Origin of the sequence: Neptunomonas marina, assembly GCF_004005935.1 — a bacterium.
In the GTDB taxonomy this organism is placed as follows: domain Bacteria; phylum Pseudomonadota; class Gammaproteobacteria; order Pseudomonadales; family Balneatricaceae; genus Neptunomonas; species Neptunomonas marina.
Genome location: NZ_SACQ01000011.1, coordinates 25,964 through 39,114, shown reverse-complemented (window position 1 = coordinate 39,114; position 13,151 = coordinate 25,964). Strand labels below are relative to the sequence as shown.

The 13,151-nt window shown below is 52.5% G+C and carries 11 protein-coding genes; 1 reads left to right on the top strand and 10 read right to left on the bottom strand.

The window, feature by feature from the left end:
• The first annotated feature begins 67 nt into the window (after positions 1 to 67).
• Positions 68 to 1,009 carry a restriction endonuclease gene (locus tag EOE65_RS16980; protein WP_127695949.1) on the top strand — a complete coding sequence of 314 codons (942 nt, stop codon included), beginning with the start codon at positions 68 to 70 and terminating at the stop codon, positions 1,007 to 1,009.
• 551 nt (positions 1,010 to 1,560) lie between these two features.
• On the opposite strand, the gene EOE65_RS16975 is transcribed toward EOE65_RS16980, so the two are convergent.
• The 10 genes from EOE65_RS16975 to cobW all read right to left on the bottom strand — a co-directional run bounded on the left by EOE65_RS16975 (position 1,561) and on the right by cobW (position 13,147).
• A complete protein-coding gene (locus tag EOE65_RS16975) occupies positions 1,561 to 1,971 on the bottom strand; it encodes a MazG nucleotide pyrophosphohydrolase domain-containing protein (RefSeq protein WP_127695947.1) in 411 nt (136 codons plus the stop codon).
• Complete coding sequence (locus EOE65_RS16970) at positions 1,968 to 2,441, bottom strand: NUDIX hydrolase (RefSeq protein WP_127695945.1); 474 nt, start codon at positions 2,439 to 2,441, stop codon at positions 1,968 to 1,970. The genes EOE65_RS16975 and EOE65_RS16970 overlap by 4 nt, the downstream gene beginning before the upstream one ends.
• Before the next feature lie 124 nt (positions 2,442 to 2,565).
• Positions 2,566 to 2,901, bottom strand: coding sequence for an NUDIX hydrolase (locus tag EOE65_RS16965; protein ID WP_206052707.1), 336 nt, complete (start codon positions 2,899 to 2,901; stop codon positions 2,566 to 2,568).
• A gap of 174 nt (positions 2,902 to 3,075) precedes the next feature.
• Entirely contained in the window at positions 3,076 to 4,560 is a 1,485-nt protein-coding gene (locus EOE65_RS16960; protein WP_127695942.1) for a cobyric acid synthase, read from the bottom strand.
• A 6-nt stretch (positions 4,561 to 4,566) separates the two neighbouring features.
• A complete protein-coding gene (cobD, locus tag EOE65_RS16955; protein ID WP_127695940.1) occupies positions 4,567 to 5,586 on the bottom strand; it encodes a threonine-phosphate decarboxylase CobD in 1,020 nt (339 codons plus the stop codon).
• Entirely contained in the window at positions 5,583 to 6,515 is a 933-nt protein-coding gene (gene cbiB, locus EOE65_RS16950; RefSeq protein ID WP_206052706.1) for an adenosylcobinamide-phosphate synthase CbiB, read from the bottom strand. Before cbiB ends, cobD begins: the two co-directional genes overlap by 4 nt.
• Positions 6,515 to 7,162 carry a 5,6-dimethylbenzimidazole synthase gene (bluB, locus tag EOE65_RS16945; RefSeq protein WP_127695938.1) on the bottom strand — a complete coding sequence of 216 codons (648 nt, stop codon included), beginning with the start codon at positions 7,160 to 7,162 and terminating at the stop codon, positions 6,515 to 6,517. The genes cbiB and bluB overlap by 1 nt, the downstream gene beginning before the upstream one ends.
• 2 nt (positions 7,163 to 7,164) lie before the next feature.
• Positions 7,165 to 8,202 (bottom strand): sirohydrochlorin chelatase, encoded by a 1,038-nt coding sequence (locus EOE65_RS16940; protein WP_127695989.1) that lies wholly within the window; start codon positions 8,200 to 8,202, stop codon positions 7,165 to 7,167.
• 67 nt (positions 8,203 to 8,269) lie between these two features.
• The gene (gene cobN, locus EOE65_RS16935) at positions 8,270 to 12,067 is read right to left on the bottom strand and encodes a cobaltochelatase subunit CobN (protein ID WP_127695936.1); all 3,798 of its coding nucleotides are present in this window, start codon (positions 12,065 to 12,067) and stop codon (positions 8,270 to 8,272) included.
• Positions 12,068 to 12,070: 3 nt separating this feature from the next.
• Entirely contained in the window at positions 12,071 to 13,147 is a 1,077-nt protein-coding gene (cobW, locus tag EOE65_RS16930) for a cobalamin biosynthesis protein CobW (protein WP_127695934.1), read from the bottom strand.
• Positions 13,148 to 13,151: the final 4 nt, after the last annotated feature.

Here is a 13,151-nt window from a genome sequence, read left to right as displayed (position 1 = left end):
CATATATATCATTAAGTTAAATATTTATTTTAAAGTTTAATAAGCAATAGAAAATTACGGAAAAGCCATGTCTATCCCAAAATACAATGAGATCATGCCGAACATTTTGCGTTATCTGGATGTGCATGGGGAACAAAAAATCAGAGGTCTTGAATTACCGTTAGCAGCAGAGTTTGGGCTGACGGCTGAGCAAATCGCCCAGGAGTATGATTCCGGTAAAGGGGCAATTTTTTTGGATCGGATTAGCTGGGCGCTGAGTTACTTAACAAACAGTGGGCTCACAGAAAGGCCGCGCAGAGGTGTGTATAGAAACACGGAAGCTGCGCAAGCGTTTCTCGGTAAAAGCCCTAGCGAGGTCCAGACCTATGTTAAGGAACAGATGGCACTAAGAGCCGCTGAGCAGAAAGCTACAAAGGCAACGAAAGACGTTGATGACGAATCAGATGAGTTGATGCCTGCCAGCAATCAGACGCCTCAAGAGATGCTGAACACCGCTTACGAGAGCATCCGACAGTCTACTTATGATCAAATCATAGATACGGTGTTAAGCAAGACGCCATCAGAGTTTGAAGGCCTTGTTGTGAAACTCATGGAGCTTATGGGATACGGAGGCCAGGTAAAAAATGCCGGAACGGTTACTCAAGCTTCAAATGACGGTGGTATAGACGGAATCATCAAAGAAGATGTTCTAGGCCTTGGAAAAATTCATATTCAGGCAAAACGTTATGCAAGAAACAACACTGTAGGACGCGAAGAGGTTCAGAAGTTTGTAGGTGCACTTGCGGTTGCGCAATCTAACAAAGGCGTCTTCATCACAACATCCTCATACAGCTCAGGTGCGATTGCTTATGCTGATGGTTTGAATGGCACGACAAATTTGGTTTTGATTAATGGCGAACAGTTAGCCAAGTATATCTATGACTACAGCCTAGGAATGCAAACAAAACAGCATATCGAAATCAAAGAGATGGACTCTGACTTCTGGGACACAATGCAGAACGATGGATAAAAACTCACGTTAGAAGTGATAGAGCAGCGTGCGCTACGTTGTTCTTTTCGACACTTTACCCACGAAAAAGTATTTTACGAAGCTCTCCGCACGATAGGAGCAAGCAGGCCGTTTGCTCGAAGATCATGCTAAAACCTTGTTAACCATAGTCAGCACCACGATGGAATATGGCTACTGCTTTCTAATTACACAATTTAACATAATATATATTATGCGAATCTTTGTATTTTCAGTATTTGTCTATATTTAAGCCTTTAGATAACTGTGAGCACTTAGTTCAATTCTCTAGTCTTTGCGGGTTCGGTATGGCTTTGAGGTGTGACCTACGGTGCTTGAATGGTATTTTGCTCAAGGAGATGTGTTTCTACTGGTATGTTTTGAGTCGTTTATTGCTAATGCCGACAAATGACATAGTCGGCATTAACGCACTGGTTGGCACAACTCGGTTTTCAACATTCTGGACATGCTGGCTGTTTAGAACACCGCAGGAATTTTCGAATGGCAAGCTGCGCACGCGTTAATCAAGCTGAATGTCTTTTACTAGCGCCTGCTTAGTCGGCCTTGTTGTCTCTAGCTTGTTGCTCTGTCAGTAGCTCAGATTTTTGCTGTGCTTTAATGTCTTTCCAAAGCTGGCCATTTTCAATCCCGGATATTCGATCTTCATACTTCTTACAGGCGCGCGCTAAAACGGCATCTGAGTCGATACCTGTCTGCTGTTCCAGCGCCAGCAATATATTGAGATAATTCCACAGCAGATCACCCAGCTCATCTTCGAGAAAGCACGCCCGATGCTTTGGAATTTCTTCGACGACTTCATCGATTTCCCGCTTCATCGCTTCGAGATAAGTTTCTGGCCCCTGGTACCAAGGATTAGACTGATCAAAGATCGTTTTGCGCCGCGCTATGGCGAGTAACTCAGTAAAATGCTGCGCTGAAAGCTCGGTTTTTCGCTTATCTGTCACTCTGAGTTCTCCATTTTCAGTCTGGCTTCCTTTAGACGTTGTTGAATGGTCTGTAATGCCCGTACATAGACATCATGCCAGTGATTATCGGGCTGTTCGCAAAGTGGATGCCAAAAGAGTTCAAAGCGATGCCCGCCATCATCGCTAGCCATGTGGTTCCAGCGCTCTGGCAGCGTTTGAGTTTCACAGAGTAAAAAGTGCCACACTTGCTGTTCGTAATCAGCAGGCCAGATAGCTAGATCTTGTATGACCTTTGCTGAGCTGATGCCGGCTTCTTCTTCCAGTTCGCGCAGTGCTGTGTCTTGCACATGTTCGCCGGGTTCAACGGTGCCTTTCACTAGCTGTATTCCAGCAAGTGGGTGGCGGAAAACCAGCACGTCTGTGCCCTGCTCGGTTTCTCTTATGACGACTGGGCAGGCTTTATATTGTCGTTGCTCTATTAGGCCAGCCCAATTAGGTATGGATTTCATCAATCACCAAGGCTTCGGTCGTGGTGGGGAGATCTGTTAACCGTTCGATCAAAAATGCTGGCTGCAAGTTATATTGCTGCAATTCAGTTAGCGGTATCCACCGAAACACAAGATTCACCGTGTCTTAGATCCCTGCAAAGTCGGCATTGGATATAATCTCTGGAGGGTCGATTGGGCGGACTAGAAAGTAGTTGCCCATCTCGTGATAATGCTTGGATTCAAATTCATAGAAGCTCTCCACATGCCATAGATGCTGGGTGACTTCGCATCTTATGCCGAGCTCTTCAAGCATCTCACGCTCGATTGTTTGGCGAGATGCCTCTAAAAACTCCACGCGCCCGCCAGGTAGTGCCCAGAAATCATCTCCAACCACTTGGTGAATCAGCACATGGTCATCGTGAATAATGACAGCTGCACTTCTAAAATTAAAACGCCCAGCATCGAGATTAAAACTGATCATCTTGTTCTCTTTGGTAGCTGTTTCTGACAAGACTTTGCTTGCAGCAGGCGCTGGTCAGCGCCTTTTGAGTAAAAATTGGCCGCGCAGGTTACATCCGCACGTAAGCGTTTGTCTATATGTTGCTGGTTTTGAATGGATTTTCTCTTGGCGGCATAACTCTGCACTGATGTATCTTTACTTGCAGGAATCGTGTTTCGTGCCTTGCCATGTCTTAATGTGACTCAGCATTTGATCAATATCCATATGTTCAGACAGCGTGTTTGCCGCTTCTTGAATGCTCGTTTCATGAATCGCATCAATATCGATAGACTCCACCTGCTTGAGTCCCGCCCAGCTTAATAGATGAGTTAACGCCTCAGGGTGGTCGAACAGGCCGTGCAGGTAGCTGCCAGCAACCTGATTTGGAGGGTCTATCATCCCCTCCCCTTTATCAGCGAGTTGAATGAAAGGGCGATCTTCACGCTCGCTATGTGTGATACCGCAGTGGATCTCATACCCTGTCACCGGTGTTTGCGTCCCGCAAAAGCTACCCGAGACGTTAACCAGCTGCTTGTTCGGGGTTAGTACGGTGGTTGCTGTTAGAAAGCCAAGCCCAGCAATATCCGTTATCTCGGATTCAATATGTTCTGGGTCGCTAATGGTGTTGCCAAGCATTTGGTAACCGCCGCAGATGCCCAGCAGTTTGCCGCCAAAGCGTAGATGGCGTTGTAAATAATCCTCCCAGCCTTGCTCGCGCAGCCATGTAAGATCGCGAATAACGGACTTGGAGCCCGGGAGCACCACAAGGTCGGCAGGCGGTATCGTTTGGTTGGGGCCTATAAAGCTGATATCCACCTGCGGGTGTAAGCGCAGTGCGTCGAAATCTGTATGGTTGCTAATGCGCGGGTATACGGGCACAACAACGCGCAACAGCTCAGCGCTCTCGGCATGGGTGGTTTGCGTATTTACAGCGTCTTCGGCTTCTAGATGTAACCCCTGTAGATAGGGAATCACGCCAAGCACTGGCTTGCCGGTTCTAGCTTCGAGCCAATCCACGCCGGACTGCAACAGTGAGATATCACCACGGAAACGGTTAATCACAAAGCCAATAACGCGTGCTTGCTCGCTTTGCGACAGTAGCTCTAGCGTGCCAACCAGGTGCGCAAACACGCCACCGCGGTCGATATCTGCGATGAGAATCACGGGGCAATCGGCCGCTTCGGCAAATCCCATATTGGCGATGTCGTTTTCGCGCAGGTTGATCTCTGCAGGTGAGCCTGCGCCCTCCACAACAACCCAATCGGCTTGCTGCTCTAAGCGTTGGTGTGATTCCAGCACGGCCTGCATCGCAGTGGGTTTGTAGCTGTGGTAGCGGGTAGCCACCATATTGCCAATGGCGTGGCCATGCACGATCACTTGAGCGCCAATATCGCTATTGGGTTTGAGTAGAATCGGGTTCATATCAACGTGTGGTGCACAGCGTGCAGCTTGGGCTTGTACGGCTTGTGCGCGGCCTATTTCTCCGCCCTCTGCCGTAACGGCGCTATTTAAAGCCATATTCTGTGGCTTAAATGGCGCAACTCGAAAACCACGATCTGCCAGTACGCGGCACAGTGCTGTTACTAAAAAGCTCTTTCCTGCATCGGATGTGCAGCCTTGAATCATGATCGTTTGGCTCATGTGATGTTAGATGCTCCGTTTAGCAAGTCGGTCGAGTGCGTTTTCTAAGCGTAAAAACTGCTCTGGTGAGGCTGGTAAGCCAAATCTCAGCTGGCGTTGTTCTGCAAATAGCCGCACGAGGATACCCTGTTGTTCAAGCTTATCTGCGATCTCTTTAGCGTTTGGGGTGTCTGCAGTGATAAATAGATCTGTCTTTCTGGTTTCTTTAAAACCCTTTGATAACAAGATATTAAAAAGATTATTTGATAAAGTTTCTAGGCTTTCTTTTGCTTCGTTCTGCCACTGCATATCTATAAGCGCTTGTTGCAGAATGTAGCGTGCAGGCCCAGACAGTGCCCAGGGGCCAATAAACTGGGCAAGTTGATCAAGTAGCGTTGGCTCGGTGATCACAAAGCCTGCACGCAGCCCCGCTAAACCAAAGAACTTACCTACCGAGCGCATCACAATCAGCCCATTTAGGTGCGGTGCATCGCTAGATACGCTGTGTGCAGGTTGCGTATCGATAAAAGCTTCATCCACGATGAGCCAACCATCACGGCGAGCAAGATGCGTATGCCAGCGCAATAGTTGTTCAGGCGTCCAGCGCTGCGCTGTTGGGTTGTTGGGATTGATAACAACGAGCACATCAATGTGATCCAACCACGCAAGATCATCCAGTGGAAAGCTGGCGAAGCGTTCTACACGGTGGCCCGATAGCGCCCAACGATAGCCATGCTCTTGGTAGCTGAAGTCCAAAACCGCCACGTTCGCAATACCACAGAGCTGCCTGCGTAGCTGCGGTAGTGCCTGTATCGCCATCTGGCTACCAGCGACGGGCAGCAAAGCGTCGCATTGATAGTAGGCTTTTGCAGAGGCTTCTAAGCCGTCGTTTGGCTCGGGTAAACGATGCCACACCGCTAGCGGTATATCTGGCGGTTGCCATGGTTGGGGGTTAAGCCCTGTCGAGAGGTCTAACCAGTCGGTTATCTCTGGGTGGCGCTGCATCGCTTCAATTAAACGGCCACCATGGCTTGGCGCAGGGTTCATAGCCCGCTCTCCAGAAAACCTATGGCAAATGCTGCAGCAATCCATAGTAGCAGAGTGTGTTTCACCAGCTGTAGCGCGGCTAAAATGCTATCGGCATCGGGTGCTTTGCCCTCGCCCATCACTGGCTTTTCAACGCACTGGCCGTGGTACCACGTTGGCCCGCCTAGCTCGATCTGCAGCGCGCCCGCGCCGGCACACATCACAGGCCCGCCGTTGGGGCTTGCGCAAAGGTGCGCTTGGGTTTTCCAGCAACGGAGCGCTGACCGAGTGTTTCCAAGTAGCGCATAACTCAACGCAGTGAGGCGTGCTGGCACGTAGTTGAGCAGATCATCCAATCGGGCGGCAGCCCAGCCGATATGCAACAACTCGGCGGTTTTATAGCCCCACATCGCATCAAGCGTGTTCACTAGGCGATACAGCACTGCCCCCGGTGCGCCTGCAATTAGAAACCAGAAGATGGCAGCAAAAACCCCATCGGTACCGTTCTCTAGAGTGGATTCGATGGCGGCTTTGGTGGGATCCATCTTCTCAGGGTCGCGGCTGACAATCCTTGAAGCCAGCGCCCTCGCTTGTTTGGTATCGCCTGCTTTAAGTGAACTGGCGATAGGTAATACATGCTCACGTAAACTTTGGTGGCCGATACAACCATAGAGCAGCACAACGCTTAGCAGCTCACCGATGGCGGGCAGCTGCGTAAGTAACGCGGCTCCCAAGACCCACGGTAGCACAGCGCTGGCAAGCATTGCGGCTCCAGCTAAGCGCTGCTGGAGTGGGTCTTGGCGCTTAAACCATCGAACACAATGGATCTTATCTGCCCACGCGCCAAAGATCACTAAAGGGTGATGGCGCTGAGGTTCGCCCAGCCAACGGTCGAGCATACAAGCAAGCGCTACTGCCAGCGCGGGCCATATTGCGAAATCCCACGGCATTAGCTGTGCTCCCAGCGGTTTTCCCACAATAGATCAGCAAGCGCGTCGGGTTTGCGCCATCCCTCTTGCTCTAGCATCGGACGCGGATAAAACGCATCCACATGCCCAATACATAAGATAGCCACGGGCTTTGCACCAGCGGGCATCTCAAGCAGCTTTGCAACATCGGCCGGGTCAAACAGCGATACCCAGCCCATACCGACGCCCTCAGCACGTGCGGCGAGCCACATGTTTTGGATAGCGCAGCTCACCGAAGCTAAATCCATCTCGGGCAGTGTGCGGCGGCCAAAGATGTGTGGCTCACGTTTATCCATCAAACTCACTACCAGTGCTTCCGCGCAGTGGTCCATCCCCTCCACTTTTAATGCCAAAAACGCTTTTTCCCGCTCATTCAGGGCTTTTGCCGTGGCTAAACGTTCTTTATCGACGCACTGGCGTAGCTGTTTACGCAGGGAGGATTGCGTGATGCGGATCATACGCCACGGCTGCATTAACCCAACGCTGGGGGCTGCGTGCCCTGCAGCGAGGATGCGCATCAGAACATCCTCAGCTACCGGTAACGAATTGAAGTGGCGCATATCGCGGCGTTCATCGATAGCACGATAAACCGCCGCGCGCTCACTGGCTGAAAACGCATGTTGGCTCATAATTAGCGGTGTGCAATTGGTGTTTCATCAGGTGCCGCTTCAATACGCGCGCGTTCCTCTTCCAAAATGTCATCGGGGAACTGGCGCATAAAGCAGCAGCATACGCCTTCACCAATCATCGTACGTGGCCCCAAGGGGTGTCCGATATGACGATAGACACCGTGGGAGTGGCCATGATCATGCTGATGGTCGTGGTCGTGGTCACGATACTCCGCGTGATGGTGGTGCACATCCACCTCGCCTGCTGCAAGGCGGCGTTGGAAGGAGTCCATCAGGCTTTCATCACCCACCTGCTCGCCTCCGGCTTCCGTGATGCGATCCACAAAGGTATCGATCACGTGGGCGTGATCGTTCAGGTAGCCTGCGGTAATGATCTCCACATCAGGATGCGCTGCTGCAACACGGTCGATGTAAGCGTTAATGCGCTTGATCAAACGGCCTGTAAAGAGGAAGTACGGTGCGACGACTACCCGTTTAAAGCCCAGTTTCAAAACCTGCTCTAAGCCTACGCCAACAGAGGGGTAGGTAACGCCCGAATACACGGTACTCGCCCAACCAAAGCCCATATTCTCGTTCACGATCCGGGTTAGCTTAGCGACCTCTGCGTTGGCTTCGGTATCCGATGTACCGCGGCCCACGACAACGAGCAGCGTATCGTACAGCTCTGCTGGGCGATTATCTTCACCATAGCCGAGTGCTTCATAAATACGGCCTTCAAACGCCGCAATCATAGAGGTATGCAAACCTAGCTCTCGGCCATAGTGTACGGTGAGGCCCGGGTGTTTTTCTGCAAAGGTTGTCAGTACCGAAGGGATATCATTCTTGGCGTGGGTTGCTGCAAACAGCATTCCGGGGACGGCTATGATCTCATCGCAGCCCTCGGCAACGAGCTTGTCCAATCCCATGTGGATATTGGGCGCGGAGTACTCTAAAAATCCGTACTCGACAGGCGTCTCTGGGAAGCGCTCGCGCAGTGCCAATGCAACTTTGCCGAACTCTGTTTCCGCTGCTTTATCGCGGCTGCCATGGCCGCAGATCATAATGCCTTTTTTGCTCACACTAGTTCTCTTAAATCAATCAGTTATTTAATTTAAATAAATTGGTTTATTAACTTTTTTCTTGCTGCTCATCCAGCGCTAACAAGGTATCTTTGAGCGCATCTAAGCGCTCGTTTGAGTCGCTCCACATATTGCGCTCGTGGGCTTCGCTTAATCGTTCGATCATCTTTTCAAACGCTGGGGCATTGCTCTGCAACATGAAGTCTCGGTTGGTCTCATCCAAGAGCAGCGCATCGCAGATCTGGTCGTACTGGTAATCACCCACCAAGGTGGTGGTGGCGTCATAGGCGAACAGATAATCAAGCGTGGCTGCCATCTCAAAGGCCCCTTTATAGCCGTGATCGCGCATGGCCGCGTGCCATTTCGGGTTAAGCACGCGGCTACGCATAACGCGGTTTAGCTCCTCTTTTAAGGTACGAATATGAGGGCGCTCGGGATTGGCGTGATCGCTAAAATAGACCACCGGCTCTTGGCCGCGCAGCGCCGCAGTGGCAACGGTCATTCCGCCTTGGAACTGGTAGTAATCATCTGAATCCAGCAGGTCGTGCTCGCGGTTATCTTGGTTTTGTACCACGACTTCAAGGTGGCGTAGGCGTTCGATAAACGCATCGCGCGCAACCACGCCTCCTTCAGCATTGTGTCCATAAGCGTAGCCACCCCAGTTGACGTAAGCTTCTGCAAGGTCAGCGCGGCTATCCCAACACTTTTCATCAATGAGGCCTTGTAAACCTGCACCGTAGGCGCCGGGTTTAGAGCCAAAAACGCGATAGCTGGCTTGGCGCTGTGCGGTATCAGGTGCTATGCCTTGTGCACTGAGCTCGGCGGCGCGTGCTTCAATATGTTGGCGAATCACATTACTGGTGCCCGGTTCATCAAGCTGGGCGATGGCTTGCACGGCGGTGTCGTAAAGCTTAATCACATTCGGGAAGGCATCACGGAAAAAGCCCGATATACGCAGCGTAACATCCACACGTGGCCTAGCCATCAACATAGCGGGGATCACCTTGATATCGATGATGCGGTTGCCCTGCTCTGCCCAAACGGGCGTCACGCCCATTAGGGCAAATGCTTGGGCGATATCGTCACCGCCGGTACGCATGGTGGCCGTTCCCCAGACGGATAAGCCCAGCTGTTTTGGATAATCGCCATGCTCTTGGAGGTGGCGCATAATCAGAGCGTCGGCGGATTTTTGCCCCAACGCCCACGCCGCTTTCGTAGGAACTGCACGATTATCTACCGAAAAGAAGTTGCGCCCCGTTGGCAGCGTATCTAAGCGCCCACGGGTAGGAGCACCGCTTGGCCCAGGTGGTACAAAGCCGCCGTTTAAACCCGTAAGTAGCGTGCTGATCTCGTGTTCTGCGCTCTGCTCAAGAAGTTGTAAAACGCCAGTTTTGGCGTGCTCAAGGAGTTCAGCAGTGACGGGTAGATTGCTTAGCGTGTCAGCCGTGTTTTGCTCAAGAACAATGTCGATCACAAGTTGCTGTGCCAGTTGTTCTAAGCGCTCACGGGTATCACCCACATTTCGCCACACCTCTGCCGCTACCTGCGCCAAACGCTGTGGCTTTGGTCCGTGGTAAGGCATTTGCGGTTCGCCGAACGGGTCGATATCTAGCGCTAAATCGCTGGCTAATGCGTGTAAAATGCCCTGTTCGTGGCTTGCCGAACCACGTGGTAAGCGCAACAAGGCAACGAGGGTGTCGGCCAGTTTCTCCTTTGATGGAAGCTCACCCAGAATATGCAGACCATTACGGATTTGCGATTCTTTGATCTCGCAAAGGTAGGCATCTAGGCTATCGAGCAGCGCTTCGCCTTGGCCACCATCGGGAGCGATCTCTTCAAGCAGATGGCTGCTTTGCAGCGTTTCCAAAATCGCCTCTTTCAGCCACTGCTCGCGTTGCGGGTCCATCCCCATCGCTTGGTAAAGCTCATCCACTAGCCCCTCTAGCTCTGCCATCTCACCGTAGGTTTCTGCTCGGGTCATGGGGGGCATCAGATGGTCGATAATCACCGCTTGTGTGCGGCGCTTCGCCTGCGCACCCTCGCCAGGGTCATTCACGATAAAGGGGTAGAAATTTGGCATGGGCCCCAACGCAATATCGGGCCAGCATTGCTCAGAAAGTGCGACCCCTTTGCCCGGCAGCCACTCAAGGTTGCCGTGTTTGCCTACATGGATAAAGGCATCCACTTGGTAGGTGTGGCGCAGCCAAAAATAGAAAGCCAGATAACTATGCGGCGGAATAAGGTCAGGATCGTGGTAGTTCGCAGCAAGATCAAGGTTAAAACCCCGTGCCGGCTGAATACCAACAAAGGTTTCGCCTAAGCGGATTCCGGCGATCATCAAGCGCCCGTTACGGCACTTATGATCTTGCTCGGGTGCACCCCAACGCTCCCAAACGGCTTGCTGGCAGGCATCCGGTAGCTGTGCAAAATGTGCCATGTATTCATCAATAGCCATACTTTGCCAACATGGCAGGTAGTGCAGCGTATTGGGGTTGTTGGTGATGCTTTGTAACAGTGCCCGAATCAGCGCATCACCGCCTTCTGGAATATCGTCAACCGGATACCCTTGCGCTTGTAATGCGCGCAAGATATTGATGGTTGCTGCGGGTGTATCCAACCCCACCCCGTTGCCAATACGTCCATCATGGGTCGGATAGTTGGCTAGCACCAGCGCGACACGCTTATCGCGATTGGCTTTGTTTGCTAAGGATGCGGTACGGGCAACAAAGCCACAGACAAACGCTGCGCGCTCTGGGTGTAGCTCAAAACGTACCACGTCGGTCTGGGCGGCTGTGCAGCGCCATGTTGAGGTTTTAAAGCAGGCAGCGCGGCTGAGAATACGGCCATCCATCTCGGGAAGGACCACCTGCATGGCGATATCACGGCTGCGCAGCCCTTGGCTGTGGTCTTGCCAGTCCTCTTGCGTAGTGCTGGCCATTACAAGTTGCACCACCGGTATTTGCGCCGCAAAGGGGGAGCTAAACACAGTTCCTGTGGAGGCAAGGCCCGGCGCTGCCGCACGGTTGCTCGAAAAACCGGTGCAGTTCAAAATCACGCTGGCACCGCTTTGCTCAATTAGTAGATCAACGGCGGCCAGTGCGTCTGGCTCTTTCAACGAGGAGATCGCTACCGGCAGTGGATTTAGCCCAGCATCGCGTAGGCAGGCCACCAATCCATAGAACACATCGGTATTGCCGCTCTGCAAGTGGCTGCGATACAGCAATAAAACGGCAACCGGCTGCTCCGTGTGCCAAGTGCTCTGCCACTGGCTAAGGCTGGTTGGCGATAACGTGCTTGCATCGGGCGCTAGCAGCATACAGGCGGGCAAGGGCTGGGGTTGTTCCCATGTTGTGTGGTAGCCAAGATAGTTACCGGCAAGAAAGTGAAGCAACGCATTGGCGTTTGCTACCCCGCCGGCGCGCAGGTATTGCCATACTTGCCGCTGATCCGCTGCTGAAACGGTTGATGCGGCGGCTAGCTCAGGGTCTGGCTGGTCATCCCCCGGTACGATAATCAAGGTACGGTTGGCTTGCTTGGCCCACGCCATCAAACGCTCTAAGCCATACGCCCAATAGCTGCGCCCGCCCAACAGTGACAACAGCACCACGTGTGCGTGTTCCAGCACGCGGTGTTCGTAAAGATCAAAGGCGGCGGGTTTAGCGAGCTGTAACCAGTTTGCTAAACGCACCTCTGGCAGCGGGGTATCGCAGCGGTCGATGGCGTGCGCCAGCGCCGAAATAGCGCTATCGGCGGCACCGAGGATAACAACCGGCGCAGGTGTTTGCGCAAGGTCGATAATCCCCTCGTCTTCAACATAACCGCCGGGTTGAGCTGCCAGTAGGTGCATTGTTTACGCCACTTCCGCCGTTTTCAAGGCAGCCAGTAGCTGCGCTTCATCAAGGTGCTTGCCGATAAAAACGAGCTGGGTTTGGCGGGCTTCATCGGCTTGCCAGAGGCGGTCAAAGTAGTGATCAAGACGTGTTCCCACTGCCTGCACGACGTGGCGCATCGGTTTACCCGCAACAGCGGCAAAGCCTTTCACACGATAGATGGCGTTTTCTGCGAGCAGTTGGTTCAGTAAGGTGTGCAGCGTATCGGCATCGACTGCGTTGCAGCGCAGGACCATGGAATCAAAATGATCGTGGGCATGGTCGTGCTCAGCGCCATGTGCGTGGTGGTGATCATGATGGTTATGGATGCTATCAATGCGCGCTTCGGTTGCCGCTTCAATACCCATGACCAACTCAGGTTTAACCTCTTCAGCACTCAAATAGAGCGTTTTTACTTGGGCTGGAACTTCACGCTGGACCACCGCCTCAACGCGCTCGCGAGCAGGTGTGTCGAGCAGGTCATTCTTACTTACGATCACCAAATCTGCGGCGCTGAGCTGATCATCTAAAAGCTCACGCAGTGAAGGGTCATGGTCGAGGCTCTCATCGGCAAGGCGCTGTGCCTGCACTTTCTCTTCATCGTGGGCAAAGCGACCAGCGGCAACCGCTGGGCCATCTAATACGGTAATCACCGAATCCACAGTGCAGTGTTCTTTGATGCCGGGCCAGTTAAACGCCTGCACCAGCGGTTTAGGTAGCGCGAGGCCGCTGGTTTCAATAAGGATATGGTCGATCTGATCACGGCGGGCAACCAATTGCTCCATCACCGGCAGGAACTCCTCCTCAACCGTGCAGCAGATACACCCGTTGGCCAGCTCATAGATGCCCTCCTCTTGTGCGGGCGCGGTATTATCCTCTTCGCAGTCCAGTGGGCAGCTGCGGAGCAGCTCTGAATCGATATCTAGCTCGCCAAACTCATTCACGATAACGGCAATGCGCTTACCTTGTGCTTGGCGTAACAGGTTGGATAGCAACGTGGTTTTACCGCTGCCAAGAAAGCCGGTTACGATCGTGGTGGGTACTTTCTGCAGATTCATTTCT

Excerpts from the sequence above, each read along its gene's own strand:
- EOE65_RS16940 (WP_127695989.1), bottom strand. The coding sequence starts at position 8,202 with ATGATCTGCGGCCATGGCAGCCGCGATAAAGCAGCGGAAACAGAGTTC.
- EOE65_RS16965 (WP_206052707.1), bottom strand. The coding sequence starts at position 2,901 with ATGATCAGTTTTAATCTCGATGCTGGGCGTTTTAATTTTAGAAGTGCA.
- cobD (WP_127695940.1), bottom strand. The coding sequence starts at position 5,586 with ATGAACCCTGCGCCAAGCCATGGTGGCCGTTTAATTGAAGCGATGCAG.
- EOE65_RS16960 (WP_127695942.1), bottom strand. The coding sequence starts at position 4,560 with ATGAGCCAAACGATCATGATTCAAGGCTGCACATCCGATGCAGGAAAG.
- cobN (WP_127695936.1), bottom strand. The coding sequence starts at position 12,067 with ATGCACCTACTGGCAGCTCAACCCGGCGGTTATGTTGAAGACGAGGGG.
- EOE65_RS16980 (WP_127695949.1), top strand. The coding sequence starts at position 68 with ATGTCTATCCCAAAATACAATGAGATCATGCCGAACATTTTGCGTTAT.
- bluB (WP_127695938.1), bottom strand. The coding sequence starts at position 7,162 with ATGAGCCAACATGCGTTTTCAGCCAGTGAGCGCGCGGCGGTTTATCGT.
- cbiB (WP_206052706.1), bottom strand. The coding sequence starts at position 6,515 with ATGCCGTGGGATTTCGCAATATGGCCCGCGCTGGCAGTAGCGCTTGCT.
- cobW (WP_127695934.1), bottom strand. The coding sequence starts at position 13,147 with ATGAATCTGCAGAAAGTACCCACCACGATCGTAACCGGCTTTCTTGGC.
- EOE65_RS16970 (WP_127695945.1), bottom strand. The coding sequence starts at position 2,441 with ATGAAATCCATACCTAATTGGGCTGGCCTAATAGAGCAACGACAATAT.